The organism is Acidovorax sp. GW821-FHT10E03 (assembly GCF_059415205.1).
This window is the reverse complement of record NZ_JBWKMU010000013.1, coordinates 36,748-62,507: the sequence shown is the minus strand read 5'-3', so window position 1 is coordinate 62,507 and position 25,760 is coordinate 36,748. Positions and strand designations below refer to the sequence as shown.

Sequence of the window (25,760 nt, the reverse complement as noted above, 5' to 3'; positions counted from 1 at the left end):
TCTGCCAAATCCCATGAGCTCGCCCCAACCACAACCCGGCCTCGACAGCCTGTCCAAGTCTTTTGAACCCGCCGCCCTGGAAGCCCACTGGGGGCCCGAATGGGAACGCCGCGGCTATGGCGTCGCGGGATTCAGAGGCACGGGCGCGGCGCAAGCCGGCGAGCCGGCCTTCTCCATCCAGCTGCCGCCCCCCAACGTGACGGGCACGCTGCACATGGGCCATGCGTTCAACCAGACCATCATGGACAGCCTCACGCGCTACCACCGCATGAAGGGCTTCAACACCGTGTGGGTCCCCGGCACCGACCACGCGGGCATCGCCACGCAGATCGTGGTCGAGCGCCAGCTGCAGGAGCAGGGCATCAGCCGCTACGACATGGGCCCCACCCCGCCCGAGGCGCGCAAGAACTTTGTGAGCAAGGTGTGGGAGTGGAAGGAAAAGAGCGGCAACACCATCACCACGCAGATGCGCCGCATGGGCGACAGCGTGGACTGGAGCCGCGAGTACTTCACCATGGACGACAAGCTCTCCACCGTGGTCACCGACACCTTCGTGAAGCTGTACGAGCAGGGCCTGATCTACCGCGGCAAGCGCCTGGTGAACTGGGACCCGAAGCTGCAGTCCGCCGTGTCCGACCTGGAAGTGGAGAGCGAGGAAAAAGACGGCTCGCTGTGGCACATCGCCTACCCGCTGGCCGATGGCTCGGGCAGCCTCACGGTGGCCACCACCCGCCCCGAGACCATGCTGGGCGACGTGGCCCTGATGGTGCACCCTGAAGACGCACGCTACACGCACCTGATCGGCAAGATGGTCAACCTGCCGCTGTGTGACCGCCAGATCCCGGTGATTGCCGACGACTACGTGGACAAGGAGTTCGGCACGGGCGTGGTGAAGGTCACCCCCGCGCACGACCAGAACGACTACGCCGTGGGCCAGCGCCACAAGCTGCCCATGATCGTGGTGCTGACGCTGCAGGCCACCATCAACGACAACGCACCCGCCAAGTACCGGGGCATGGACCGCTTCGTGGCCCGCAAGGCCGTGGTGGCCGACCTGGAAGCCACCGGCGCGCTGGTCGAGGTGAAGAAACACAAGCTCATGGTGCCCATCTGCACCCGCACCGGCCAGGTGATCGAGCCCATGCTGACCGACCAGTGGTTCGTGGCCATGAGCAAGGTGAGCGACCAGGACCCCACGGGCAAGAGCATCGCGCAAAAGGCCATCGACGCGGTGGCCACGGGCGAGGTGACGTTCGTGCCCGAGAACTGGGTGAACACCTACAACCAGTGGATGAACAACATCCAGGACTGGTGCATCAGCCGCCAGCTGTGGTGGGGCCACCAGATCCCGGCCTGGTACGACGAAGACGGCAACGTGATCGTGGCCCGCAGCGAAGCCGAGGCCCAGGCCAAGGCCCCGGGCAAGCTGCTGCGCCGCGACGAGGACGTGCTGGACACCTGGTACTCGTCCGCGCTCGTGCCCTTCAGCACCATGGGCTGGCCTGAACAGGGCGACAGCGCCACCGACGACTTCAACCTGTACCTGCCCAGCACCGTACTGGTGACGGGCTACGACATCATCTTCTTCTGGGTCGCCCGGATGATCATGATGACCACGCACTTCACGGGCCGCGTGCCGTTCAGGCACGTGTACATCCACGGCCTGGTGCGCGACGCGCAGGGCAAGAAGATGTCCAAGTCCGAAGGCAACGTGCTCGACCCGGTGGATCTGATCGACGGCATTGCCCTCGACCCGTTGCTGGACAAGCGCACCACCGGCCTGCGCAAGCCCGAGACCGCGCCCACGGTGCGCAAGAACACGCAAAAGGAATTCCCCGAAGGCATCCCCGCCTACGGTGCCGACGCGCTGCGCTTCACTTTCGCGGCGCTGGCCAGCCTGGGGCGCAGCATCAACTTCGACAGCAAGCGCTGCGAGGGCTACCGCAACTTCTGCAACAAGCTCTGGAACGCCAGCCGCTTCGTGCTGATGAACTGCGAGGGCCAGGACTGCGGCCTGAAAGAGCACACCAAGGAAGAATGCCAGCCCGGCGGCCCCGCCCACGGCTACATGGCCTTCAGCCAGGCCGACCGCTGGATAGCGTCGCTGCTGCAAAAGACCGAGGCGGAAGTCGCCAAGGGATTTGCCGAGTACCGGCTGGACAACGTGGCCAACACGATCTATGACTTCGTCTGGAACGAGTTCTGCGACTGGTACCTGGAGATCGCCAAGGTGCAGATCCAGACCGGCACCGAGGCCGAGCAGCGCGCCACGCGCCGCACCCTGATCCGCACGCTGGAAGCCATCCTGCGCCTGGCCCACCCCATCATCCCGTTCATCACCGAAGCCCTGTGGCAAACCGTGGCGCCCGTGGCGGGGCTCCAAGGCGAATCGGTCAGCATCGCCCGCTACCCCGAGGCGCAGCCGAGCAAGATCGACGAGGCCGCCATTGCGCACATGGAGCGCGTCAAGGGCCTGGTGGATGCCTGCCGCACGCTGCGCGGCGAGATGAACGTCTCGCCCTCGACCCGCCTGCCGCTGTACACCGTGGGCGACACGGACTTCATGCGCGGCGTGGCGCCGGTGCTGCAGGCCCTCGCCAAGCTCAGCGAGGTCAAGGTGTTCGACGACGAGGCCGCCTGGGCCGCCGCCGCGCAGGCCGCGCCCGTGGCCATGGTGGGCGAGGCGCGCATGTGCCTGCACATGGAAATCGACGTGGCCGCCGAGAAGGCCCGCCTGTCCAAGGAAATCAGCCGCATCGAGGGTGAGATCACCAAGGCCAACGGCAAGCTGTCCAACGAAGCCTTCGTGTCCAAGGCGCCACCCGCCGTGATCGACCAGGAGAAAAAGCGGGTGGCGGACTTCGGCACCACGCTGGGCAGATTGCGCGATCAACTGACACGCCTGGGCTGAAAACAGCCGCCATACTGCGTGGCGCAACGGACCCCGCCCTGGCGGCGGGGCTCCATCCGACCCGATTACCTATCCCCAAAAGGAATTCCATGACTGTTGCCACCACCGTCCGCAAAGCCGTATTCCCCGTCGCGGGCCTGGGCACCCGGTTCCTGCCCGCCACCAAGGCCAGCCCCAAGGAAATGCTGCCCGTGGTGGACAAGCCGCTCATCCAGTACGCCGTCGAAGAGGCCTACGCCGCCGGCATCCGCCACATGATCTTCGTGACCGGCCGCAGCAAGCGCGCCATCGAAGACCATTTCGACACCGCCTACGAGCTGGAGGCCGAGCTGGAAGCCGCCGGCAAGAAGGAACTGCTGGCGCTGGTGCGTTCCATCCAGCCCGACGACATGGACTGCGCGTTTGTGCGCCAACCCCGCTCGCTGGGCCTGGGCCATGCCGTGCTGTGCGCCGAGCCGCTGGTGGGCAAGGAGCCGTTTGCCGTGCTGCTGGCCGACGACCTGATGGTCGGCCCCCAGGGCGGCCCACCCGTGCTGGCCCAGATGGCCACCGCCTTCCGCCAGCAGGGCCGCTCGGTCATCGCCGTGCAGGAAGTACCGGAAGACCAGGTGCACAAATACGGCATCGTGGCCGGCGAGCCCGCAGGCGGTCCGCTGATCCGCATCGACCGCATCGTCGAGAAGCCCAAGGCCGACGTCGCACCTTCCCGCATGGGCGTGGCCGGCCGCTACATCCTCACCCCCGGCGTGTTCGACGAGATCCGCAACCAGCCGCGCGGCGTGGGTGGCGAGATCCAGCTCACCGACGGCATCGCGCGCCTGATGCAGAGCGAGGCCGTGTACGCCTTCCAGTACCAGGGCAAGCGGTATGACTGCGGCAGCAAGGAAGGCTTTCTGGAAGCCACGGTGGAACTGGCCCTGCAGCACCCTCAGGTGGGCGCGTCGTTCCGGGAATACCTGAAGGGCCTGAGCCTGTAGGCAGCGCCTGCACCGCGATCTGCGCGGCCGCATGACCAGAAAAAAAATCCTCCGGCAGCCCACCAGGGCTGTGGAGGATTTTTTGCCTTGAGGCACTGCTGCGGCCTGCGCCAGGCGCCAGCAGAAACCAGGCGAATTCCGGCGCCGCATCGCCTGCCGAGCCCGGGGGCCCGGTTTGCCCAGGCTGCGCACGCGCCCCTCGCACAGTGGCGGCAGAGGGCAAGGCGCACCACCTCGTCAGGGTTTCGCTTCTATTTAACTACCTTCTGCGCAGGACGTGGATGTACTCCTCGCCCATCGTCTGCTGCTCCACCAGCTCGTTGCCCGTCTGTTTGGCAAAGGCCTGAAAGTCGCGCAGCGAGCCGCCATCGGTGGACACCACCTTGAGCAGCTGGCCACTGGCCATGTCCGCCAGTGCCTTCTTGGCCTTGAGGATGGGCAGGGGGCAGTTCAAGCCCCGGGTATCGATTTCTTTGTGGATGTCCATGGTCTTCATCAATCCTTTGGCGGCAGGTTGAGCCCCCGGCGGCGCTCTTCGTTTTCCTCTGCCGTGAAAAACACCGGTTCATGCCCTCGCGTGCGCAGCCAGTCCGCCAGCGCATAGCCCGTGCCGGCGGGCCAGCACCTGAGTTCGTGCAGGTCGTAGAACCGGTGGTCCACCAGCTCGGGCGACAGCCGCACCTCACCCTCGGCCACCACATGGTAGGCAATGATGATCTGGTTCATGCGCAGAAACTCGTAGGCCCCCACCAGCGTGGTGGAGCGCACGTCGAGGTTGGTTTCCTCCTTGACCTCGCGCGCGATGCCTTCCTGCGGCGACTCCCCGGCCTCCATGAAGCCCGTGATCAGCGCAAACATCTTCGCGGGCCAGGCCGCGTTGCGGGCCAGCAGCACCTTGCCATTCACCTCCACGATCGCGGCCAGCACGGGCGTGGGATTGTTCCAGTGCGTCCAGCCGCAGGCGGGGCAGCGCAGGCGCTCCTTGTCGCCACCGTCCTCGGCCAGCGTGATCGGCTGCAGCGCGGTGCCGCAGTGGGTGCAGTAGCGGGTTTCGTAGTGCATATGCTCTTATTTTGATAGCTATCGACGCTTTCCTATCCAGCGCAGACGGCCCATTTTCATTGCAAGGAAGGTGAAGGGGTAGCCTTCGCTGCCTTTCGTCCTCAGGCGGGGAACACCCCCGTCGACAGGTAGCGGTCGCCCCGGTCGCACACCACGAAGACGATGGTGGCATGGCTGTCGCGCGCCGCGATCTGCTGCGCCACCCAGCAGGCCCCCGCCGCCGAGATGCCCGCGAAGATGCCCTCTTCTCGCGCCAGACGGCGGCACATGTCCTCGGCATTGTCCTGGCTCACATACACCAGCTCATCCACCGTGCTCGCGTCATAGATCTTGGGCAGGTACTCCTGCGGCCACTTACGGATGCCGGGAATGCGCGAGCCTTCCTCGGGCTGCGCGCCGATGATCTGGATGGCCGGGTTCTTCTCCTTGAGGAAGCGCGACACCCCGGTGATGGTGCCCGTGGTGCCCATGGCGCTCACGAAGTGCGTGATGCGCCCGCCGGTCTGCTCCCAGATCTCGGGGCCCGTGGTTTCGTAGTGGATGCGCGGGTTGTCCTGGTTGGCGAACTGGTCCAGCACCTTTCCCTCGCCGCGCTTTTGCATGGCCTCGGCGAGGTCGCGCGCATGCTCCATGCCACCGCTCTTGGGCGTGAGCACAAGCTCCGCGCCAAAGGCCTTCATGGTCTGCGCGCGCTCGATGGAGAGGTCTTCCGGCATCACCAGCACCATGCGGTAGCCCTTGATGGCGGCGGCCATGGCCAGGGCGATGCCGGTGTTGCCCGACGTGGCCTCGATCAGCGTGTCCCCAGGCCGGATGTCGCCCCGCTCCTCCGCGCGCCGGATCATCGACAGGGCGGGCCTGTCCTTCACCGACCCTGCGGGGTTGTTGCCCTCCAGCTTGCCCAGCACCACATTGCCCCGCGCCGCGTTGTCCTGGGCCCCAATGCGCTGCAGCGCCACCAGCGGCGTGTTGCCCACCGCGTCTTCAATCGTCGGATATTTCATGCGCCCTACTGTGCCATAATTTGCGGCTTCACGAATTCCAGCCCGGGTGGTGAAATTGGTAGACGCAGGGGACTCAAAATCCCCCGCCGCAAGGCGTGCCGGTTCGATTCCGGCCCCGGGCACCATCGACTAGTCCGGAAGAGTCCATACTCTTCCGGACTTTTTTATTTCTCCTTTGAAATCAGCATCTTAGCTGTCCGTACCCGTCCAGACCAGTCCACCCCCATCCGAGAAAATTGGGGGCACATTGGGGGGCACATTCTAAAAAAGATGGGGGCACCGATGCACCTCAGGGCCGCAGCCCTGGCGGAGTTCGAAAAGCGCTCACGCAGGCCGTGGCGCTGAGGGGGCACGGGCCGGAACCCTCGGGCAGTGGCGGGCACGCAAAGGATGGACGGGCCCGCGACGCAGGAAGTTCATCTGAAAGCGTCTCAAGGCCATTGGCGCTGGAGCTGGGGTGCAGTTGCGGCGAGTGGAGGCGGCTGCGACGACCTGAGCGTCACGTGAACAGGGGCCAGGCACAGGTCTGGCGCCAAAAAGAAAAAAAACCCCGGCAGTGATGTCGGGGCTTTTCTTTTTGCGCCATGAGATCATCGTCCAGCGCTTCGCCAACCCCTTCGGCTCAGGCCCGCCAATGCTGCGGCCATCAGCGCCGTCAACGCCACACCAAACGGGGACAGTCCCGGAACTGGTGTAGGGCCGGGGCCCGCCATAGCCGTGGGCGTCACCGCAGCCGAGGTCAACGACACGGGACCCAGGCCATTTGGGTGCTGCGCTCGCACCGTGAATGTGTAGGGAGTGCCATTCACCAATCCAGTGACAGTACAGCTCGTCGCGGGTGCTGCCACGGAGCAACCCGGTCCGGCGTTCGATGTCACGGTGTAGCTGTCTGGCGGGTTGCCTCCGGTGTCCACAGGAGGCGCCCAGCTCACAGTGACCTGCGCGTTGCCGGGGACACCGGCTGGCGTTCCCACAGGGTCTGTGAAACGAACCAATCGCCCCTCGGACGGAACACCGTCAACGACAAGCCGCGCCATGTAGAGCCCGGCGGGTAAGGTGCCCAGCGGGGGCGAGGTGAAACTGGTAGCGGTATGGCTGGCGGGAGCCCATAAGCTGATCGCGCCGTTCTCCGCGCGTTGCAGCTGAAGCTGAGGCGTACTGGTACCTGTGCCGCCCGTAAAACCCGTTCCGTTGAGAATCAACGCCGCGCCTGCACGCTGAAGCAGCGGCAATGCATTCGTCACCGCAGCAGGCCCAGGCGGCACGGCTGGGACATAACGGTCCACCGCGCTATAGAAAGTGAGGCTAGGATTGCTCGAGAACCCGCCCGTCAACAGTACATCGCCATTGGGCAACAGATTGGCCGTCCCGTTCTCGCGCGCTGTTCCCATGGAACCTGCTGGCGACCAGTTTCCCGTTGCTGGGTCATACAACTCCGCTATGGGCTGCGTATTTCTTGCGATATCCGAGCCCCCCGCCATCAGCACCAAGCCAGAGGAAAGTACTGTCGCATGGGCCAGCGGCGAGCCCATTGCACCGTTGCGGGGAAAGTTCAGGGCCCCGGTGGCGGTCCACGTATTGGCCACAGGATCGTAGATCTCTGCATGCGTTGTAACGCCGCCGGCTGTAAAGCCACCTGCGAGCAATACTCTGCCGTCCGCTAGCAGCGTCAGGCTCGCATAGTGACGCGGCACGAGGGGCGCCGCCGCCAATGACCATGTGCCTGCAACAGGGTCGTAGAGTTCCGCGACGGGGACTTCGCCCCCTGCGTTGAACCCTGAAGCCACCAGAACACGGCCATCCCGCAGCAACACGGCGCCATGGGCTCGATGAACCACCGACATGCTCCCGGTCGCCGTCCAGGTGCGCGTTTCGGGGTCATACAGTTCGGCCGTATTGAGATTGCTTCCTCCTGCCACCAGAACTTTGCCATTGGCGAGCAACGTCATCGACGGCAGCGAGCGAGATGCAGACTGTGTGCCAGCCGGGAGCCAGGTGTTGGCCACAGGGTCGTACAGCCGGGCATTCAGGCTGCCATCAGAGCGCACAAGCACATGGCCCGTGCCCAGCGTGACGGCTTCGGTCACATTGCCGGCAATCCCAGTGCCGCCTATTGATGACCAGGAGCCGCCCGAATATCGCTCACCGGTGGCGACGAATCCCAGGCGGTTAACGCCGTTGAAAACAGCCACGGAGCCGTCATCCAGCAGCGCCCCCGCGTGTTGCGCCCGGGGATCCGCCATGGGAGCGTCGACATTCCAGCCGACCGCGGCAAGTGCATGAAACTGCCACAGCAGGGTCACCAGACCAAGGGTTGCCGGGCGTGCCAATTGCCGAATGGGGGTTGCTTGGGCAGTGCGTCGAATCAACTTCATAGGTCCTTCTGTCGGGCTTGTGAAACAAAGGTGCATGGCGGTCCCACCGGCGCTCAAAAATCACGATCGCCCTCGGGCAGCCGCGGAAGACTACACGGTTTTTTCGCGGGGGGTTAGTCGCCTTCTGGGGCCACATACACGCCAGACAAAGAGCGCGGCCACCACTCAGAGAGCTGACATAAGGTAGCGAATCGGCCAAAAAATGTCTACTTTCAGCCGGGTTCGGCCGCATTGTCGCTACAGGAACGCAACGTACCGGCCACGTGTTGTGCGCTGGGGCGCCCCCGCAAAAAGCCTTCAGATCCCATCCTCTCCCAGCAGCGTCAATCCACCCGCCAAGCTTTGGCAGGCCTCGCGGCCATGGGCCTGGCCCCAGGGACTACAGCTGAAAGCCCGCGTCCCCCAGGCCCGGGCGTTCCATCAAGAAAAGCAGGTAGAGGATGCGTGATGGATCACAGAGGGCCCCAGCGCAGGCCCTGCACCACCCCATGCCCCCAGCTACACCAGCCGCCTGATCGGCCGCTTCTTCCAGATGGCGTGGAAATAGATGGCCTGCAGTGCCAGCGCACACAGGTACGTGAGCGGGTAGCTGGCCCAGATGCCTTGCAGGCCCAGCAGGTGCTGCAGCGCGTAGGCCAGCGGCACAAGCAGCAAGGTGAGGCAGGACAGGGAAATCACCGTGGGCACGCGCACGGTTCCTGCCGATCGCATGACGCCGGTGAACACGCTGGCCAGCCCAAACGCGAGGCTGCCCCACACCGTGACGCGCAGAACGGTGGCGGCCAGGTCCACCACGGCGGGATCGCGGGTAAACAGGCTGGCGACCTGCGGTGACACCACCGCCACCAGCAGGGCCAGGCTGCCGGTCAGCGCCAGATTCATCCACAGGCCGACCCGCGTGACATGCGCAACATCCTCCGGCTTGCCGGCACCAATGGCTTGCGCGGCGAACACGGAAGCCGCGACGGCGATGGACATGGCGGGCAGCTGCACAAAGGCCATGGCCTGATTGACGGTGCCCCACGCCGCCGTGGCCTGCCAGCCGTAGCCATTGACCAAGCGCAGCAGCAGCACGTCGGCGAGTGAGCTGGTGACGAAGAACAGGCCGGTGGGCACGCCCAGCCTCGCCACGGTGGCAAGCAAGGGGGTGTTCCAGCGCAGGTGGGGCCTGAGGTGCGAGAAGGCCAGCACATGGCCCCTGGCATGCAGGTGCCACGCGAGCCATGCCAGGGCCACGGCATTGCCGATGAGGCTGGCCCAGCCCGCACTGGCTGTGCCCAGCGGGGGAAGGCCCAGCCATCCGAGCATGAAGGCAGGAGTGAGCAGCATCCACAGGCCCGAGGCCAGGATGAGCGCGCGCAGCGGCGTTGCCGTGTCGCCCAGGCCGCGCAGGAGGGCGGCACTGAGCTGGTGCAGGAACAGCACGGGCATGGCCAGGAACAGCACGCGCGCGTAGGCGATGGCCTGCGGCAGCACCTCGCCACTGACACCCAGCACACGCAGCAGGCTGCCGATGGCTGTGGCGCCCACGGCCGCTACCACGCAGCCGAGCAGGAACCCACCGAGCAGCACGGCCCCAGCCACGCGGCTCACTTTGTCCGCGTCGCGTGCACCCCAGGCCTGGCCCACCAGCACCGAGGCCCCGGCACCGAGCCCGATCACGAAGGCAATGCAACACATGAACAACGGGAAGAAGCTGACCGCTGCGGCCAGCGCCTGCGCGCCCAGCAGTTGGCCCAGGCAGATGGTGACGACCGTGCCGCTCAGCGCCTGAAGCAGGTTCGTGGCCACGAGCGGACCGAGAAACCGCAGAAACCTTCGGGGCAGCGGCGTGGTCGGGTCGTTCGTGTCCATGGTGAACACATCGTATGCGACCCGCGTGCGCCGGGACATGGCCTGGCGCGGGGAAACGACACCCGCAATGGAGCCCCCGCACGACGGCGGGCGGCGGCCTGGTGAATGCGCCGCGCTGTCATACCCTACCCAACCTCAGGCGCGCTTGCCGTCCATATGGCGTCATTGAGAACGTCGTCACCGACCTTGCGCACCGTGGTCAAGGCTGGGGTCGGGCTGTCCTTTCACATGCTCTGAGCGAAGCTTGGCGTCTGAACTGCTACAAGGTGATGTTGCTGACAGGTCGAAAAGACGAAGCAACTTTGCGGTTTTACGAGCACGTGGAGTTTGATCGCCAGGGCAAGCAAGCACTGGTGGCAAAGCCTCCAGCCTGGCCTGTGTCGCCGCCTGAACGCTGATCACCCTGCAAGGCCCGCACGCAGTCAGGCCTGCAGTTTCGCCCCCGCCGGCTGCATGCTCTGCAGCACGTTGGCGGCCGCCTTGCGCACATGCTCCTCGCACAGGCGCGCCGCCGTCTCCCCGTCGCCCTGCTCAATGGCCGCCACGATGGCGTCGAGCTCCACCAGCGTGTGCGGAAACCGCCCAGGCTGGGCCATGGAGATGCGGCGCAGCACCGTCACGCGGTTGTTGAGCTGCTGCAGCAGTTGCCCGGCCACCAGGTTGCCGCAGCCCGCGATGAGGATGTCGTAGAACTGATTCTTGACGTTGAGCATCAAGGCGCGGTCCTGCGTGATCTCGGGCTGTGACAGCTCGGTGAGCTTGGCGCGCAGCGCCCGCACCTGGTCCTTGGAGGCATTGAGCGCAAAGCCCCGGCCCGCCAGGCTTTCGAGGTGCGCGCGCACTTCGTAGATGTCGCGCACCTCCTTGGGTGAAATGGTGGTGACCTCGGGGCCCCGGTGCGGAATGATGGTGATCAGCCCCTCGGCCTGCAGGTGCTGCAGCGACTCGCGCACGCAGGATCGGCTCACGTCCAGGCTTTCGCAGAGCTCGCGCTCCGACAACTTTTGTCCCGGCGTGAAGTGGCCGTCGAGGATGGCCTGGCGCAGCGTCTGGGTAGCACGCTGGCGCAGGGAGGTCTCTTCGCGGGGGACTCGCAGCAGCATCTGGTTCATGGCGCCATCCTAGTGGGTTTCATACACGCTGATTGTCATACAAACATATGAATCATTCGTCAATCCACATTTTCCATATGTATGATTGTCTGACAATCCTAATAAAGTTCATCCACTGCAACGCCGCGTTGCCGGCCTTCTCTCCCCCCTCTCTATCTATCTATTGATCCCTTGCCACCCCAGGAGCCTTCCATGACCCGCCCTTACGCCCCCAAGAACCCCGCCCTCTTCGACCAGGGCCTGTCCACCCGCCGCGAGGTGCTGGGCGCAGAGTACGTCGATGCCTCGATCAAGAACGCGACCGATTTCAACATCGACATGCAGGAACTCGTCACCCAGTACTGCTGGGGCGATGTGTGGAACCGCCCGGGCCTCGACCGCAAGACCCGCTCTTTCCTCAACCTGGCGATGATCACGGCGCTCAACCGCCCGCACGAGCTCAAGCTGCACGTGCGCGGCGCCATCCACAACGGCCTGACCAAGGACGAGGTGAAGGAAGTCTTCCTGCAGACGGCCATCTACTGCGGCGTGCCGGCGGCTATCGACTCGTTCCGCGTGGCCTCGGAAGTGTTCAAAGAGATGGACCTCTGAGCAGGGGCGCGACGATGAGCCGCATCGCATTCATCGGCCTGGGCATGATGGGCCAGCCCATGGCCCACCTGCTGCACGCCGCAGGCCACCCGCTCGTGGTGAAGGACGCCCATCCTGAAGCCGAGGCGCAGTTCGCCGCGTCGCATGCCGGTGCCGTGGTGGCCACCGACAATGCCGCGTACGCAGGGTGCGACGTGGTCATCACCATGCTGCCCAATTCCGACATCGTGGACGCGGTGGTGGCCGACCTGGCACCCCACCTGCGGGCCGGGGCCTGCGTCGTCGAGATGAGCTCCGCCGACCCGATCCGCACGCGGGCCCTCGCAGCCTCGCTGCGCGGCACGGGGATCGCGCTGATCGACGCACCCGTCTCCGGCGGCGTGAAGAAGGCCGTCAATGGCACGCTGGCCATCATGGTGGGCGGCGACCCCGAAGATTTCGCCCGGCAACGGCCGGTGCTTGAAGTGATGGGCAAGGCCATCAGCTACGTGGGCCCCGTGGGCGCGGGCCACGCGCTCAAGGCGCTGAACAACTACGTGTCCGCCGCCGCGCTGATCGCCACGGCCGAGGCCATCCACGTGGGCGCGGCCTTCGGCATCGATGCGGCCACCATCGTGGATGTGATCAACGCATCGACCGGCAAGAACAACACGACCGAAAACAAGGCCCACCAGTTCATGCTGAACCAGGCTTTCAACTCGGGCTTCTCGCTGGCGCTGCAGGCCAAGGACGTGGGCATCGCAGCCGGACTGGGCCGCTCCCTGCAGGTGCCGATGGACCTGGCCCAGAAGGTGTACGCCATGACGGCCGATGCCAGCGCCGCGCTGGGCCCCAGGGCCGACCACACCGAGCTGTACCGGTTCGTCGGCAAGCCCTGACAGTCCCCCCGGGCGCCCGGCAGGGCGCCCGCCGCAAGCCAGCAAACAAACAAGCAAGTGCCACCGCCTGGCAGGCCGGGCCTTGGCTGCTCTCACCCTTTCCGGAGACAAGACAATGCGCAACCAGACAAAGACCCTGCTCGCGGCCGCGCTGGCCCTGGCCTCGACGGCGGTGGCCGCCTTTCCCACCAAGCCCGTGACCATCGTGGTGCCCTATGCGGCCGGGGGCTCCACCGACGTGCTGGCCCGCGTGCTGGCCGAGGCCATGGCGCGCGACCTGGGCCAGCCGGTGATCGTGGACAGCGCGGGCGGAGCCGGCGGCACCATCGGCACCGCCAAGGTGGTGCGCGCGCCCAATGACGGGCACACCGTCCTGCTGCACAACATGGGCATCGCCACGGCCCCGGCGCTGTACAGCAAGCTGGCCTTCGACGTGAACAGGGACCTGGAGCCCATCGCCCTGGCCGGCGAGGTGCCCATGATCCTGGTGCGCTACAAGAATTTCGCGCCCGCGACCGTGGCCGAGCTGATCCAGCACATGAAGGCCAGGCCGGGCGAGGTGAAGTTCTCGCACGCGGGCGTCGGCGCCACATCGCACCTGTGCGCGATGCTGTTCAACCAGACGGCCGGCACCACCGTGACGATGGTGCCCTACCGCGGCACCGGCCCGGCGCTGCAGGACCTGGTGGCGGGCAACGTGGACCTGATCTGCGACCAGCCCGTGGCCACCGGGCCGCACCTGCAGTCCGGCGCCCTCAAGGCCTACGCCATGGCGACCAGGGAGCGCATCCCGACGATGCCGGAGGTGCCGACCTTTGCCGAGTCCGGGCTGCCGGGCTTCGAGCTGGCCGTATGGCACGGCGTGTACGCGCCCAAGGGCACACCGCCCGCCGTCGTCGAACGCCTGAACAAGGCGGTGCGCGGGGCCCTGGCCGATGCCGGCCTGGTCAAGCGCTTCACCGACATGGGGGTCATCATCCCGCAGGGCGACCGGCTCAAGCCCGAGGCGCTGCGCCAGCAGACCGCTGCCGAGATCAGGCGCTGGGATCCCGTCATCAAGGCGGCCGGCGCCAAGGCGGAGTAAGCGCGCAGCCGCCAAAGCCCCCGCGCAGGGCGGCCGCACGGGCCCATGAGGACGGTTGCGCTGGCGAACGCGGCCCCGCGCCACGCCTTGGCCGGGCCCGGCCACCACCGGCAGGCCCAGGCCGCCGGGAAAGCGACCCGGGAAAATCGGCTCAGTTGTTCTGCCTGCGCACCAGGTGGCGGCCGGTGTCGGTGATGGTCAGCTGGCCCGACGCATTCTTGGTGATGAAGCCGTGTTCGTACAACCGTCCGGACATATGCTCCTTCAGCGCTGAAACCACGCTGATGTTCTCCATCTCCAGGTGCTTCAGCGTGGCGAGTTCGTCCACCGTGGGCTCGAAATGGGGGGCATGGTAGGTTGCGTTCAATGACATAACGGCTCCTTGATGAAATAGTAAAGGTATGAGGTGCCTGGTACGGCCCGCCGGGCCGCCCGCTGGGTGTGACCCTTGCACACCACATACGTTCCGTCCATCTTCTTCCCGCCGCCTGCAGCGAGTGCCACCAGCGTAGCCCTGTCCGCCGCGGGGCGCAAGCCGGCAAGCGCCCTACTCTGCCGCAGCCCGCGCGGCGTCTTGAAGCCACTTAGAGAACACCGCCAGCACGGGCGGCTGCGCCTGCGCGGGGCTGACGAGGTAATAGCCCCGCTCCCCCCGCAGGGGCCGCGCGCAGGCCACCACCAGTTCGCCGCTGGCCAGCTCGGCCTCGATCAGCAAGGGCGGAATCAGCGCCACACCCAGCCCATGCGTGGCCGCCACGGCGAGCATGGAGAACAGCTCGTAGCGCGGCCCGTCCAGCGCATGGGGTGCGTCCACCCCCATGGCGTCGAACCACTGGCGCCAGCCGTAGGGGCGCGTGCTCTGCTGCAGCAGGGGCAGCCCGGCCAGCGCATCGGCGGCCACGGGCTGGTGGGCGCGCCCGCGCGCGCGCGGCGCGGCGGATTCGAGCAGGCGCGGGCAACACACGGGCAGCACATCCTCGTGCATCAGCAGTTGCGCCTGCACGCCGGGCCAGTTGGCCACCTGCTCCGGGGTGCCGGCGTACAGGGCCGCGTCAAAGGTGGTGTCGGCGAACAGAAAAGGGCGCGTCTGCGTCTCGATGTGCACCACGATGTCGGGGTGCAGCTGGGCCAGCTGCGGCAGGCGCGGAATGAGCCAGCGCGTGGCGAACGTGGGCACCGCCGCCAGCGACAGCGTGCCGCCCTCGCCCTGGTGGGCCATCACGTCAAGCGTGTCGCGCTCCAGGCCCTGCAGCCAGCGCGCCACCTGGCGGCCATAGTGCGCGCCGGCGGGCGTGAGCACCACACCGTGGCGCGTGCGGCGAAACAGCTGCACGCCCAGAAACTCCTCCAGCGCCTGGATCTGGCGCGAGACGGCGCTTTGCGTGAGCGAGAGTTCCTGCGCGGCGCGGGTGTAGCTCTCGTGCCGGGCGGCGACTTCAAAACAGGCCAGTGCCTGGGTCGATGGGATATTGCGGCGCATGATGAAAATGAACTTTTAAGGGTCCGGCTAAGCATCTGATCTCTAGTTCAAAGTATTTCATACATTCCAGTTATGCATATCTGGATGAAAAGAACTCGCTTGCGGCGCGCTGGCACGAGGCCTACGATCTGCCCCAGAACACCTTTGTTGCCACTCTTTTTTTTCACCTGGAGACACGCACATGGCCCACGCCGCCTTTCAATGGGATGACCCTTTCCTCCTGAGCCAGCAACTGACCGACGACGAGCGCGCCATCCGCGACGCGGCCGCCGCCTACTGCCAGGACAAGCTGGCCCCGCGCGTGCTGGATGCCTTCCGCCACGAGAAGATGGACGTGAGCATCTTTCGCGAGATGGGCGAAGTGGGCCTCCTGGGCCCCACCATCCCCGAACAATACGGCGGCCCCGGCCTGTCGTACGTGGCCTATGGCCTGATCGCCCGCGAGGTGGAGCGCGTGGATTCGGGCTACCGCTCGATGGCCAGCGTGCAGTCGTCGCTGGTGATGGTGCCCATCCATGAGTTCGGCACCGAAGCGCAGAAGCAGAAGTACCTGCCCAAGCTCGCCACCGGCGAGTGGATCGGCTGCTTCGGCCTGACCGAGCCCGACCACGGCTCCGACCCCGGCAGCATGGCCACGCGCGCCTATAAGGTCGATGGCGGCTACAAGCTCAAGGGCAGCAAGATGTGGATCACCAACAGCCCCGTGGCCGACGTGTTCGTGGTCTGGGCCAAGGAAGTCATCAAAGGCGGCGATGGCAAGGATGTTGTAGGCCCCATCCGCGGCTTCGTGCTGGAAAAGGGCATGAAGGGCCTGACGGCCCCCGCCATCCACGGCAAGGTGGGCCTGCGCGCCTCCATCACCGGCGAGATCGTGATGGACGACGTGTTCGTGCCGGAAGAGAACGCGTTTCCTGAAGTGCAGGGCCTGAAGGGCCCCTTCACCTGCCTGAACAGCGCGCGCTACGGCATCGCCTGGGGCGCGCTGGGCGCGGCCGAGTTCTGCTGGCACACCGCCCGCCAGTACACGCTGGACCGCAAGCAGTTCGGCCGCCCCCTGGCCGCCAACCAGCTCATCCAGAAGAAGCTGGCCGACATGCAGACCGAGATCGCCATCGGCCTGCAGGCCTGCCTGCAGTTTGGCCGCATGAAGGACGCGGGCACCGCCAGCGTGGAAGGCACCTCCATCATCAAGCGCAACAGCTGCGGCAAGGCGCTGGACATTGCCCGCCTGGCGCGCGACATGATGGGCGGCAACGGCATCAGCGACGAGTTCGGCGTAGCCCGCCACCTGGTGAACCTGGAGGTGGTGAACACCTACGAAGGTACGCACGATGTGCATGCGCTCATCCTGGGCCGTGCGCAGACCGGCATCGCGGCGTTCAGCTGACATCCCCCTGAGGCGCTGCGCGCCTTCCCCCTTTTCTCGGCTTCGCGGGGAAGGGGGACGACGCCGGTGGCCTGGAGACACGCCCGCCGCGCCTCCCACGCCCATTCAATACGATTTTGGCCTCTAGCGCTTACTGAACAAGCGCAAGCAGCTATTCAAGTTATAGCAATCACTACCATGACCACATCCAACGCAGGCGCCCTCGCAGGCATCAAGGTGCTCGACCTCTCCCGCGTGCTCGCGGGCCCCTGGTGCACGCAGGTGCTGGCCGACCTGGGGGCGGACGTGGTGAAGGTGGAGCGCCCCGGCGTGGGCGACGATACGCGCCAGTGGGGCCCACCCTTCCTGAAGGACGCCGAGGGCAATGACACGAACCAGGCCAGCTACTACACCGCCTGCAACCGCAACAAGCGCTCGGTGACCATCGACATGGCCTCGCCCGAGGGCCAGGCGCTCATCAAGCAAATGGCACAAGAGGCGGACATCGTCGTGGAGAACTTCAAGGTCGGCGGCCTGAAGCAATACGGCCTGGACCACGAGAGCCTGCGCGCGCTGAACCCGCGCCTCATCTACTGCTCCGTCACCGGCTTCGGGCAAGACGGGCCCTACGCCGAGCGCGCGGGCTACGACCTGATGGTGCAGGCCATGACGGGCCTGATGAGCATCACCGGCCAGGCCGACAGCCAGCCCGGCGGCGGCCCGATGCGCGTGGGCGTGGCGGTGATCGACCTGTTCACCGGCCTGTACGCCAGCAACGCCATCCTGGCCGCGCTGCATGTGCGCGACAACGCGGCCACTGGCACGGGCCAGGGCCAGCACATCGACATGGCCCTGCTCGACGTGGGCATGGCCGTTCTGGCCAACCAGGCCTCGGGCTTCCTCGCCACCGGCAAGGCGCCCGGCCGCATGGGCAACAGCCACCCGAGCCTGGCGCCCTACCAGGACTTCGCGACGGCCGACGGCAACATGCTGCTGGCCATCGGCAACGACGGGCAGTTCCAGCGCTTTTGCGCCGCCGCCAACCAGCCCCAGTGGGCAACCGACCCGCGCTACGCCACCAACACCCTGCGCGTGCAGCACCGCACCGACCTGATCCCTGCGATGGAGGCCGTGACGCGCACGCGCACCACGGCCGACTGGATCACGCTGCTGGAAGACAAGGCCGTGCCCTGCGGCCCCATCAACACCATCGCCCAGGCCTTCGGCGACGCGCAGGTGCAGGCGCGCGGCCTGGCCGTGACGCTGCCGCGCTGGAAGGACGGCGAGGCCGCCACCGACAACGTGCGGCAGATCACCGGCGTGGCCAGCCCGCTGCGCCTGTCGGCCACGCCGCCCGTGCTGCGCAACGCGCCGCCGGCACTGGGCCAGCACACGGACGAGGTGCTCGCCGAAATGGGGCTGGACGCGGTGCGCATCGCGGCGCTGCGGGCCTCGGGCGTGGTGTAGCCGCTCACTGATTTACCCGCTCTTGCGCAACGCCCCGCGACATCCCGCCGCGGGGCGTTGGTCTTTTCGCGGCCACGCTACTTCGGTGCTTGCGGCAGCGGTGCGGCGGCGCCCAGCAGGCAGTCCGCCACCTCGTCAGAAAACCGCATGGGGCGGCCGTCCAGCCACACGGCCTCGGAGCCCTGGGGGTCCGGCGCGGCGGGTGGCAATCCATGGTCCAGCAGCGCCTGCGCGCAGCCCGCCCAGTCGCCATCGGGCTCGGGCGTGTTGATGGAGCCCCACGACAACGCGCCGCAGGCGTTGTCCTCAAAGCCATGCCGGGCCTGCCAGCGCGCGCCGTGCTCCAGCAGGAAGCGGGTGAGCGCCGCGTCGCCCCGAAAGATGGCCAGGTGCAGCGCCGTACCGTCCCAGTCGCCCCCTGTGGTGTCGATGGGCCAGCCCAGGCGCACCATGAGCCGCACGGCATGGCCGCAGTCCGCCTGGGCGGCCAGCTCGGGCAGCAGGCGCTGCTGGGGCAGCGACAGCGCGTCCAACAACCCGGGCCGCGCGGCCAGCAGCGTGCGTGCTTGCGCCTCGTCGGCCTGGGCACACGCGGCCACGAAGCGCTCGTCGACAGGCACGTCGCCCTCGCCCACCGCCGCGCGCAGAAAGGCCGCCACCCCGGGCAGTCCGCAGCGCAGCGCCTGGATGTGCGCGGGCGTGCCATCGGCGGCACAGGCAGCCGGGTCGGCGCCCGCCGCCACCAGGGCCTGCACATGGGCCAGCGACCGCCGCCGCCGGATGGCCCAGAGCAGCGGCGCCGCACCGCCCGGCGCCGCGCCATCGGCAAGCTGCTCGTTCGCGTCCGCACCATGCGCCAGCAGCAGTTGCAGCGCGGGCAGGTCGTCCATGTCGAGCACGCGGCACAGCGCGTTCGTGCCCGGCACCCGCGCGCCCGCCTCCAGCAGCAGCCGCGTGCAGTCCAGGCTTCCGAGCGCGTGGTACAGCGATTCGCCATCGTTGGGGTCCGCGCCCGCGTCCAGCAGCAGGCGCGCCATGCCCGCGTGCTGGTTCTGCCCGGCCGCGCCATACAGCGCAGACAGCGGGTGCGATGCATCAGGCTCGGCCAGCGAGGCGGGCGGCCAGCGGTTGGCCACGCACTGGTTCGCATCGGCCCCGGCCTCCAGCAGCAGCGCCACGCAGGCCTGCAGGCGGTCGGCAAAGGCCGGCAGCCGCGCCAGGCTCGAATGCGCCACGGCCACCAGCGGCGGCAGCTGCAAGGGCCCGCCAGGGCGGTGCACCCAGCCCGGGTCTTGCGCGATGGCCTCGCGCAGCCGGGCCTCATCGCCCACGGCGCAGGCCAGCCACGGGTCTTCGTCCCGGGGGATGGCGCCATCGGCCCACAGGCGCTCGGCCAGCCCCGGCCGGGCGCTGTGGTTGCCGCCCGCGATGTCGCCCGCATAGACCAGGCGCAGCCATTGCAGGGTGGCGCGCACCGGGTCGTCCACCAGCGCGCGCCGCGCCAGCACAAAGCCCTGGAAGTCGGCCCAGGACGCAAAGCCATGCTCGCGCGCCAGGCAGGACTGCGCGTCGTGCAGCCGAAGGCCCAGGGCGGCGATGGCGGCATCGCCCTGGCCCGCAGCCGCCGGCAGCGCGGCGCGAAAGCGCGCCAGCGCCTCGGGCTCGCCGCTGCGGCAGCCAGCGAGCAGGTCCTTGGCTTGTTTCTTGAGATGGCCCAGGTCGGGCCGTGGGGGAATGCGTTTCACGAGAACCTCCGTGCATGGATCGCCGACGGCCCGCAAATCCGGCAGCACAAAGGATGGAAAGTCAGCTCTGCAAGGAGCACGAACGTGCTCCAGGAGTCGGCAAGTGGGTTCAACCCTTCCCGCGGGCCCGGGCGCGGCTTGCACCGCGGGAAGGCATCTTACCGCCGTGCGGCGCCCCCCTTGCGGCATGGCGCGAATTCCGTGTACAAAAAATTACATCCGTCGCCATAATGGCAGCGGGAGTCTCCCCCCCGCCACGCCCGATGGCAGGCCCGCAGAGACTTTGCAGCTTTCATTTTCGCGCCATGGGTGCATGCCGTGGCGCCGTTCCGTGGAACCTCAGGAGTCCGCCATGAAGCTCAGCCTCAAACTCCCCCTGGCCTTTACCGTGGCGCTGCTGCTGCTGTTCGCGGCGGCGCTGTTCGGCATCAGCCGCCTGAACCAGGCCCTGGGCACCTACCAGACCACCGTGGCACAAAGCTTCGAGCACGAGCGATTGGCCTCCTCCATGCTCAATGACTTCAAGGTGCAGGTGCAGGAGTGGAAGAACGTACTGCTGCGCGGCAAGGACCCGGCCCAGCTCACACGCTACTGGGCAGCGTTTGAAAAGCAGGAGCAGGCCATCGGCCTGCAGGCGAAGAAACTGCTGGCTGGCCTGCCGCCGGGCGAGGGCCGCGACCGCGTGGCGCAGTTCGCCCAGGCGCACGAACGCATGGGCGCCGCCTACCGCAAGGGCTTCGAGGCCTTCAAGGCGTCCGGGCACGATGCCGAGGCGGGCGACAAGGCGGTGCAGGGCATGGACCGCGAGCCCTCGCAGCTGATCGACCAGGCGGGCGAACTGATCGCCCGGGCCAGCAGCGAAGTGGCCGAACACGCCGCCGCCACCGCGCAGCGCGCGACCACCATCAGCCTGGCCGTGATGCTGGTGGTGTGCGCGCTCGGCATCGCCGGCGCCATCGCCTTCAGCCGCACCGTGGTGAACCCGCTGGACAACGCGGTGCGGGTGTCGCAGGCCGTGGCCAGCGGCGACCTGACCGTGGCGCAGCCCGTGCGCGGCAAGGACGAGATCGCGCTGCTGCTCAATGCGCTGCACGGCATGCAGCTGAGCCTGTCGAGCGTGGTGAGCCACGTGCGCCACAACGCCGACAACGTGGCCGCCGCGAGCACCGAGATCGCGCTGGGCAACAACGACCTCTCGGCGCGCACCGAGCAGCAGGCCAGCGCGCTGGAGGAAACCTCGGCGTCGATGGAAGAGCTCAGCTCCACCGTGCAGGCCAATGCCGACAACGCGCGCCAGGCCAACCAGCTGGCCGTCAATGCGTCCACCGTGGCCGTGCAGGGCGGCGACGTGGTGGCCGAGGTGGTGACCACCATGAAGGGCATCAACGACAGCAGCAAGAAGATCGCCGACATCATCAGCGTGATCGACGGCATTGCCTTCCAGACCAACATCCTTGCGCTCAACGCCGCCGTCGAGGCAGCCCGCGCGGGCGAGCAGGGCCGGGGCTTCGCGGTGGTGGCCAGCGAGGTGCGCAGCCTGGCCGGCCGCAGCGCCGAGGCGGCCCGGGAGATCAAGAGCCTGATCCACACCAGCGTGGAGCGCGTGGAGCAAGGCACGGCCCTGGTCGACAGGGCCGGCGCCACGATGAAGGAAGTGGTGGCCTCGATCCGCCGCGTGACCGACATCGTGGGCGAGATCAGCGCCGCCAGCAGCGAGCAGAGCGCGGGCGTGGCCCAGGTGGGCGAGGCCGTGATGCAGATGGACCAGGCCACGCAGCAGAACGCGGCGCTGGTGGAGCAAAGCGCGGCGGCGGCCGACAGCCTGAAGGTACAGGCGCAGCAGCTGGTGGACGCGGTCTCGGTGTTCCGCCTGTCGCCCGGCGAACACCCGGCGGCGGGGGCGCGCGTGCCCCGGCTGGCGGCGGCCTGACAGGACGGGCGGGCCGGGGGGCGAAGAAAATTGAATCAAAACGACCTCTAACGCCCAACCATCCAGCGCAAACAGCTATGTTTTTAATAGCGACCTGAGCCTGTTCCGGTGCCATGGCGCGCGGCCCCGCCAGCGCGCCAGCCCCCCCATGGGGGCTGGTCAGTCGCCGTGCGCCGCTTCCAGCGCCTTGAACTGCGCCATGGTGCGCAGGCACGCGTCGGCCACCTCCGTGCCCTTCTTCACGAAATGCTCGCGGAAGAACTTCAGATGGTCTTCATGCTCGTGGAAGTCACGCGGCGTGAGCACGGCGGACATCACGGGCACCTCGGTGTCCAGCTGCACGCGCATCAGGCCGTCGATGACGGCGGTGGTCACGAACTCGTGGCGGTAGATGCCGCCGTTGACCACCAGCGCACAGGCCACGATGGCGTCGTAGCGGCCGCTTTGCGCCAGGCGCTTGGCCAGCAGCGGGATCTCGAAGGCGCCAGGCACCTCGAACTGCTCGATCTGGCTCGCAGCCAGGCCGTTGCGGGCGAACTCCGCCACGGCGGCGTCGCGGGCCTGGTGGACGATGTCCCGGTGCCAGCCGGCGCAGATGACCGCAACGCGTTCGCTGCGGCGCGCGGAGTCTGCACGGCCTTGTTCGGCATTGGCAGCGGCGGCATGGTGGGAATGGAAGGACTGATTCATGGATTTTCTCGTAGCAAAGAAAAGGATTACCAGAATCAGGGCGCGCGCGAACAGGGCACGCCACAACGGCAAGCAGGCACCCGCGCGCCGGGCCCGGGCGGCCGCACGGCGGCGCGCACGGCAAACCGCGCCCGCCCGCCCGCACCAGCGAACACCCGCACCACTGCACACGTGCACCCATCCCGATGGGCGGCCATGGCTTCGCGATCTCTTTCATCCGGACTGTGACCGTCGGCTCTGGCATCGCACCAGATCTGCTGACCCCGGGCCGCCGCCATGCCTGGCGCGGCCCGGGCGCTCGCGGGCTGCTGCGGTGCGGCTGTAGCAACAGCCACCCGCAGATACCGCCGGTGGGGAATTCCGCCCCGCCCTGAGAACGCTGCCGGCCCCCACAAGCTGTTGGAGGCCAGCGGCGCGATTCTAGGGGTTACCCGCGGGGCGGGCCGTCGCCCAGGCGATTGCCTGCACCGTCAGCGGGGCCGTTCGAACCCGGCTTCGGCCCAGGCGGTGGCACTGGCGGGCGTGAGCTTGAACGTGGGCGGCACGGGCACGCGCGCCAGTTCCTCGCCCAGTTCATCCTGGGCGCTCAGGGTGGCCGTGGCGCCCTCTTCGTCGGGCACGATGGCCAGTTGCACGCGCAGGCGCTGGCCATTGACCGTGACCGCGACGTTCTTGTGGAGTTGTGCATGCAACTGCTGCTCGTGGCGGCGCAACACCTCGCTGGCGGTCTTGACCAGGGTGTGGAAGGCCGAGACATCGAGCGGCTTGGGGTTCTTCTTGTCGCGTCCCATCGTCCAGGGGCCGACCAGCGCGGGCTCCGTCTCGCCCTTGAGCGTCATGGACACGGCCCAGCCGTCGTCGTCTTCGTTCTTGATGACCTGCGCGGTCCATTGGCCGTCGCTCCAACGGCGAGGCTCCTGGATGGTGTCGGGCGTGTCGGGGGTGTCTTGCATGGGAAAAGGGTCGCAGAAGATTCAGGGAAAGGGCGCAGAGCATAACGGCCCCGGCACGGAGGCGGGAGCATGCATTTTCAATAACCGCTGGTTATTGACGGCGGCCGGCACCAGCCCCCCGTCACGGCGCATCGGTTACCGGGTTCGCCACCTCGCGCAGCACGTCGGCGAAGGCCTGCATGGCGGGCGTGGGCGGCTCCCCCAGCCGGGTGATGAGGCCGTAGTCGGGCATGCGGTCCGGCAGGTCCACGGGGATGCGGGCCAGCAGGCCCTTGGCGATGTAGCGCTCCACCAGCGCCTGGGGCTGCAGCGACAGCATGTCGGTGGCCTGCATCATCTCCAGCGCGAACAGGAACGACGGGGTCTCCACCACGCCCGAGCCGAGTGCCAGGCCGCTCCGCCCGAAGATGTCGTCCGACACCTTGCGCACCGCGGTGGACGCGGGGTACAGGATCCACGGCCAGTGCGACAGCTCGGCCATGTCCAGGTCGCGCGCGCCGCGCAGGGGGTGGTGCAGGCCGCCCACCACCAGCAGCGGCTCGCTGGACAGGCGTTCGTAGTGGAATTGCGTGCGGTGCGCGTCGTCGGTGAAGCGGCCGATCATCAGGTCGATCTTGCGCTCTGCCAGCCACACGATCAGCTGGTCGCTGCTTTGCTCCAGCACCTTGAGCACCAGCAGCGGGCGCAGGCGCTGGATCTCGGCCACCGACGCCGTCAGCACGTGCGCGGCCGATCCCGTGATGGCGCCGATCGCCAGGTGGCCGTGGCCGCCCTCCTTGAGCGCATTGAACTCATCGACGAACTTGCGGTGGCCGGCGAGCGCGCTGGCGGCGTAGCGCAGCGTGAACAGGCCCAGTTCGTTGGGCCGCATGCCGCGCGACAGGCGCTCGAAGAGCCGCGCCTCCAGGATGTCCTCGATGTCCATCAGGATCTTGGTGGCCGCCGGCTGCGTGATGTGCATCTGCTCGGCCGTCAGGCGCAGGTTGCGCGTCTGGCCGAGGATGTCCAGGAACTGCAGGTGCCGAAAGCGCAGCCGCGCGCAGGCCTGCGCCATCGACAAGGGTTTACCCGACACAGGGGTGGAGGTCACGGCAACTCATCAGCATTTGGAATGGATGCTAGCAAAAAAGTGAGTGGACCCCGCGCCCTGCGAAACCTAATCTCTCGCCTGCGTCGGGAGGGTCCAGCAGAGACCCGATGGCGCCGGTGGACCGTTTTTTGGCCGTGCCCCACCGTGCCCCAGCCATTCCATATCCGGAGACAAACACCATGCAATTCAAAGCCCTGGCCCTGGCGGCCACGATCCTGGCCGCCGTGGCCGCACCTGTGTCGGCGCAGATCAAGGACCACGTGTTCAAGGTCGGCATCGGCCTGAACGACGACCACCCCCAGGCGCAGGCCGTCAAGCACTTTGCCGAGCAGCTCTCTGCCAAAAGCGGCGGCAAGCTGGTGGCCAAGCTGTACGCCAGCGGCTCCCTGGGCAACGACGTGAGCATGACCTCGGCACTGCGCGGCGGCACGCTGGAGATGACGGTGCCCGACAGCTCCACGCTGATGGCGCTGATCAAGCCCTTCGGCGTGCTGAACCTGCCGCTCACTTTCAACAACGAGCAGGAGGCCGACGCGGTGCTCGACGGCCCGTTCGGCCAGAAGCTGCTGGCCAAGCTGCCCGAAAAGGGCCTGGTGGGCCTGGGCTTCTGGGAAAACGGCTTTCGCCACGTGACCAACTCGCGCCGCGCCATCACCAAGGCGGAAGACCTGGCGGGCCTGAAGCTGCGCGTGATCCAGAGCCCGCTGTTCCTGGACACCTTCAACGCCCTGGGTGCCAACGCCACGCCCATGCCCTTCACCGAGCTGTACTCGGCCATGGAGCAGGCGGCGGTGGACGGGCAGGAGAACCCGCCCGCCACCATCCTGTCGAGCAAGTTCTATGAAGTGCAAAAGCACCTGGTGCTGTCGCGCCACATGTACAGCGCCTGGGTGCTGCTCATGTCCAAGAAGACCTGGGACGGCCTGTCGGCGCAGGAGCAGAAGATCGTGCAGGACGCCGCGCGCGAAGCCACGCTGTTCGAGCGCAAGACCATCCGCGCGTTCAGCGAGACCGCACTGGGCGAGTTGAAGAAGGCAGGCATGCAGGTGACCGAACTCGCACCCGCCGAGCAGGCCAAGATGCGCGCCAAGCTGCAGCCGGTGCTGACCAAGTACGCCAAGGAATTCGGCGAGGAAACCACCGGCGAGATGAACGCCGAACTTGCCAAGGTGCGGGGCGGCAAGTAACTTT

The 25,760-nt window shown here is 67.3% G+C and carries 22 protein-coding genes, 1 tRNA gene and 1 riboswitch; of the genes, 11 read left to right on the top strand and 12 right to left on the bottom strand.

The annotated features are described in order from the left end of the window. The first annotated feature begins 13 nt into the window (after positions 1-13). Together AC07OD_RS21895 and galU are read left to right on the top strand one after the other, a co-directional pair. The gene (locus AC07OD_RS21895; RefSeq protein ID WP_494598004.1) at positions 14-2,911 is read left to right on the top strand and encodes a valine--tRNA ligase; all 2,898 of its coding nucleotides are present in this window, start codon (positions 14-16) and stop codon (positions 2,909-2,911) included. An 89-nt stretch (positions 2,912-3,000) separates the two neighbouring features. Then, positions 3,001-3,888: a UTP--glucose-1-phosphate uridylyltransferase GalU gene (gene galU, locus AC07OD_RS21890; RefSeq protein ID WP_218293738.1), complete on the top strand. Its 888-nt coding sequence runs from the start codon at positions 3,001-3,003 to the stop codon at positions 3,886-3,888. A gap of 259 nt (positions 3,889-4,147) precedes the next feature. On the opposite strand, the gene AC07OD_RS21885 is transcribed toward galU, so the two are convergent. From AC07OD_RS21885 to cysM, 3 genes are all read right to left on the bottom strand, one after another. Beyond that, entirely contained in the window at positions 4,148-4,375 is a 228-nt protein-coding gene (locus AC07OD_RS21885) for a sulfurtransferase TusA family protein (protein WP_218293737.1), read from the bottom strand. A gap of 8 nt (positions 4,376-4,383) precedes the next feature. Next, positions 4,384-4,950 carry an NUDIX domain-containing protein gene (locus AC07OD_RS21880; RefSeq protein ID WP_218293736.1) on the bottom strand — a complete coding sequence of 189 codons (567 nt, stop codon included), beginning with the start codon at positions 4,948-4,950 and terminating at the stop codon, positions 4,384-4,386. A gap of 101 nt (positions 4,951-5,051) precedes the next feature. Then, positions 5,052-5,954, bottom strand: coding sequence for a cysteine synthase CysM (gene cysM / locus AC07OD_RS21875; RefSeq protein WP_218293734.1), 903 nt, complete (start codon positions 5,952-5,954; stop codon positions 5,052-5,054). A 40-nt stretch (positions 5,955-5,994) separates the two neighbouring features. Between cysM and AC07OD_RS21870 the strand changes: the two genes are divergently transcribed. After that, positions 5,995-6,079: transfer RNA gene (locus tag AC07OD_RS21870), tRNA-Leu, on the top strand. 465 nt (positions 6,080-6,544) lie between these two features. Here AC07OD_RS21870 and AC07OD_RS21865 read toward each other — a convergent pair. Beyond that, positions 6,545-8,329: a fibronectin type III domain-containing protein gene (locus AC07OD_RS21865; protein ID WP_255594518.1), complete on the bottom strand. Its 1,785-nt coding sequence runs from the start codon at positions 8,327-8,329 to the stop codon at positions 6,545-6,547. A 498-nt stretch (positions 8,330-8,827) separates the two neighbouring features. Continuing rightward, positions 8,828-10,183: an MATE family efflux transporter gene (locus AC07OD_RS21860; RefSeq protein ID WP_492245789.1), complete on the bottom strand. Its 1,356-nt coding sequence runs from the start codon at positions 10,181-10,183 to the stop codon at positions 8,828-8,830. Positions 10,184-10,197: 14 nt separating this feature from the next. Between AC07OD_RS21860 and AC07OD_RS21855 the strand changes: the two genes are divergently transcribed. After that, on the top strand, positions 10,198-10,581 hold the full coding sequence (locus tag AC07OD_RS21855; RefSeq protein ID WP_494598003.1) for a GNAT family N-acetyltransferase: 384 nt from the start codon (positions 10,198-10,200) through the stop codon (positions 10,579-10,581). A 24-nt stretch (positions 10,582-10,605) separates the two neighbouring features. Here the strand turns inward: AC07OD_RS21855 and AC07OD_RS21850 are convergent, their stop codons facing one another. Next, on the bottom strand, positions 10,606-11,295 hold the full coding sequence (locus tag AC07OD_RS21850) for a GntR family transcriptional regulator (protein ID WP_494598002.1): 690 nt from the start codon (positions 11,293-11,295) through the stop codon (positions 10,606-10,608). Between the two features lie 192 nt (positions 11,296-11,487). Here AC07OD_RS21850 and AC07OD_RS21845 point away from each other — a divergent pair, with 192 nt between their 5' ends. The 3 genes from AC07OD_RS21845 (at position 11,488) to AC07OD_RS21835 (ending at position 13,848) form a co-directional block, all read left to right on the top strand. After that, positions 11,488-11,886 (top strand): carboxymuconolactone decarboxylase family protein, encoded by a 399-nt coding sequence (locus tag AC07OD_RS21845; protein WP_218293731.1) that lies wholly within the window; start codon positions 11,488-11,490, stop codon positions 11,884-11,886. A gap of 14 nt (positions 11,887-11,900) precedes the next feature. After that, complete coding sequence (locus AC07OD_RS21840) at positions 11,901-12,764, top strand: NAD(P)-dependent oxidoreductase (protein ID WP_494598001.1); 864 nt, start codon at positions 11,901-11,903, stop codon at positions 12,762-12,764. A 115-nt stretch (positions 12,765-12,879) separates the two neighbouring features. Further along, on the top strand, positions 12,880-13,848 hold the full coding sequence (locus tag AC07OD_RS21835) for a tripartite tricarboxylate transporter substrate-binding protein (protein ID WP_494598000.1): 969 nt from the start codon (positions 12,880-12,882) through the stop codon (positions 13,846-13,848). Positions 13,849-13,999: 151 nt separating this feature from the next. Here the strand turns inward: AC07OD_RS21835 and AC07OD_RS21830 are convergent, their stop codons facing one another. After that, the gene (locus AC07OD_RS21830) at positions 14,000-14,221 is read right to left on the bottom strand and encodes a hypothetical protein (RefSeq protein WP_218293727.1); all 222 of its coding nucleotides are present in this window, start codon (positions 14,219-14,221) and stop codon (positions 14,000-14,002) included. 174 nt (positions 14,222-14,395) lie between these two features. Continuing rightward, positions 14,396-15,328, bottom strand: coding sequence for a LysR family transcriptional regulator (locus AC07OD_RS21825; RefSeq protein ID WP_494597999.1), 933 nt, complete (start codon positions 15,326-15,328; stop codon positions 14,396-14,398). A 181-nt stretch (positions 15,329-15,509) separates the two neighbouring features. Between AC07OD_RS21825 and AC07OD_RS21820 the strand changes: the two genes are divergently transcribed. Beyond that, positions 15,510-16,715 carry an acyl-CoA dehydrogenase gene (locus AC07OD_RS21820; protein ID WP_218293724.1) on the top strand — a complete coding sequence of 402 codons (1,206 nt, stop codon included), beginning with the start codon at positions 15,510-15,512 and terminating at the stop codon, positions 16,713-16,715. A 177-nt stretch (positions 16,716-16,892) separates the two neighbouring features. Further along, on the top strand, positions 16,893-18,161 hold the full coding sequence (locus AC07OD_RS21815) for a CaiB/BaiF CoA transferase family protein (protein WP_494597998.1): 1,269 nt from the start codon (positions 16,893-16,895) through the stop codon (positions 18,159-18,161). Between the two features lie 77 nt (positions 18,162-18,238). Here AC07OD_RS21815 and AC07OD_RS21810 read toward each other — a convergent pair whose 3' ends face one another. Then, on the bottom strand, positions 18,239-19,906 hold the full coding sequence (locus AC07OD_RS21810; protein WP_494597997.1) for an ankyrin repeat domain-containing protein: 1,668 nt from the start codon (positions 19,904-19,906) through the stop codon (positions 18,239-18,241). 352 nt (positions 19,907-20,258) lie between these two features. Here AC07OD_RS21810 and AC07OD_RS21805 point away from each other — a divergent pair, with 352 nt between their 5' ends. Then, positions 20,259-21,836, top strand: coding sequence for a methyl-accepting chemotaxis protein (locus tag AC07OD_RS21805; protein WP_494597996.1), 1,578 nt, complete (start codon positions 20,259-20,261; stop codon positions 21,834-21,836). 159 nt (positions 21,837-21,995) lie between these two features. Here AC07OD_RS21805 and AC07OD_RS21800 read toward each other — a convergent pair whose 3' ends face one another. From AC07OD_RS21800 to AC07OD_RS21790, 3 genes are all read right to left on the bottom strand, one after another. Beyond that, entirely contained in the window at positions 21,996-22,526 is a 531-nt protein-coding gene (locus AC07OD_RS21800; RefSeq protein ID WP_218293719.1) for a 6,7-dimethyl-8-ribityllumazine synthase, read from the bottom strand. Positions 22,527-22,727: 201 nt separating this feature from the next. Continuing rightward, positions 22,728-22,908: riboswitch (FMN riboswitch) on the bottom strand. Positions 22,909-22,996: 88 nt separating this feature from the next. Continuing rightward, the gene (locus AC07OD_RS21795; RefSeq protein WP_218293718.1) at positions 22,997-23,479 is read right to left on the bottom strand and encodes a hypothetical protein; all 483 of its coding nucleotides are present in this window, start codon (positions 23,477-23,479) and stop codon (positions 22,997-22,999) included. Between the two features lie 121 nt (positions 23,480-23,600). Beyond that, positions 23,601-24,533, bottom strand: a complete 933-nt coding sequence (locus AC07OD_RS21790; RefSeq protein ID WP_494598100.1) for a LysR family transcriptional regulator — start codon at positions 24,531-24,533, stop codon at positions 23,601-23,603. Between the two features lie 215 nt (positions 24,534-24,748). Between AC07OD_RS21790 and AC07OD_RS21785 the strand changes: the two genes are divergently transcribed. Beyond that, positions 24,749-25,756, top strand: a complete 1,008-nt coding sequence (locus AC07OD_RS21785) for a TRAP transporter substrate-binding protein (protein WP_218341698.1) — start codon at positions 24,749-24,751, stop codon at positions 25,754-25,756. The last annotated feature ends 4 nt before the right edge of the window (positions 25,757-25,760 follow it).

Bases quoted from the DNA above. Each gene is read 5' to 3' on its own strand.
- AC07OD_RS21835 (WP_494598000.1), top strand. From the start codon at position 12,880: ATGCGCAACCAGACAAAGACCCTGCTCGCGGCCGCGCTGGCCCTGGCC.
- AC07OD_RS21805 (WP_494597996.1), top strand. From the start codon at position 20,259: ATGAAGCTCAGCCTCAAACTCCCCCTGGCCTTTACCGTGGCGCTGCTG.
- cysM (WP_218293734.1), bottom strand. From the start codon at position 5,954: ATGAAATATCCGACGATTGAAGACGCGGTGGGCAACACGCCGCTGGTG.
- AC07OD_RS21880 (WP_218293736.1), bottom strand. From the start codon at position 4,950: ATGCACTACGAAACCCGCTACTGCACCCACTGCGGCACCGCGCTGCAG.
- AC07OD_RS21895 (WP_494598004.1), top strand. From the start codon at position 14: ATGAGCTCGCCCCAACCACAACCCGGCCTCGACAGCCTGTCCAAGTCT.
- AC07OD_RS21855 (WP_494598003.1), top strand. From the start codon at position 10,198: ATGCGACCCGCGTGCGCCGGGACATGGCCTGGCGCGGGGAAACGACAC.
- galU (WP_218293738.1), top strand. From the start codon at position 3,001: ATGACTGTTGCCACCACCGTCCGCAAAGCCGTATTCCCCGTCGCGGGC.
- AC07OD_RS21885 (WP_218293737.1), bottom strand. From the start codon at position 4,375: ATGGACATCCACAAAGAAATCGATACCCGGGGCTTGAACTGCCCCCTG.
- AC07OD_RS21790 (WP_494598100.1), bottom strand. From the start codon at position 24,533: ATGGCGCAGGCCTGCGCGCGGCTGCGCTTTCGGCACCTGCAGTTCCTG.
- AC07OD_RS21785 (WP_218341698.1), top strand. From the start codon at position 24,749: ATGCAATTCAAAGCCCTGGCCCTGGCGGCCACGATCCTGGCCGCCGTG.
- AC07OD_RS21840 (WP_494598001.1), top strand. From the start codon at position 11,901: ATGAGCCGCATCGCATTCATCGGCCTGGGCATGATGGGCCAGCCCATG.
- AC07OD_RS21800 (WP_218293719.1), bottom strand. From the start codon at position 22,526: ATGAATCAGTCCTTCCATTCCCACCATGCCGCCGCTGCCAATGCCGAA.
- AC07OD_RS21830 (WP_218293727.1), bottom strand. From the start codon at position 14,221: ATGTCATTGAACGCAACCTACCATGCCCCCCATTTCGAGCCCACGGTG.
- AC07OD_RS21850 (WP_494598002.1), bottom strand. From the start codon at position 11,295: ATGAACCAGATGCTGCTGCGAGTCCCCCGCGAAGAGACCTCCCTGCGC.
- AC07OD_RS21815 (WP_494597998.1), top strand. From the start codon at position 16,893: ATGACCACATCCAACGCAGGCGCCCTCGCAGGCATCAAGGTGCTCGAC.
- AC07OD_RS21845 (WP_218293731.1), top strand. From the start codon at position 11,488: ATGACCCGCCCTTACGCCCCCAAGAACCCCGCCCTCTTCGACCAGGGC.
- AC07OD_RS21795 (WP_218293718.1), bottom strand. From the start codon at position 23,479: ATGCAAGACACCCCCGACACGCCCGACACCATCCAGGAGCCTCGCCGT.
- AC07OD_RS21825 (WP_494597999.1), bottom strand. From the start codon at position 15,328: ATGCGCCGCAATATCCCATCGACCCAGGCACTGGCCTGTTTTGAAGTC.
- AC07OD_RS21820 (WP_218293724.1), top strand. From the start codon at position 15,510: ATGGCCCACGCCGCCTTTCAATGGGATGACCCTTTCCTCCTGAGCCAG.
- AC07OD_RS21865 (WP_255594518.1), bottom strand. From the start codon at position 8,329: ATGAAGTTGATTCGACGCACTGCCCAAGCAACCCCCATTCGGCAATTG.
- AC07OD_RS21860 (WP_492245789.1), bottom strand. From the start codon at position 10,183: ATGGACACGAACGACCCGACCACGCCGCTGCCCCGAAGGTTTCTGCGG.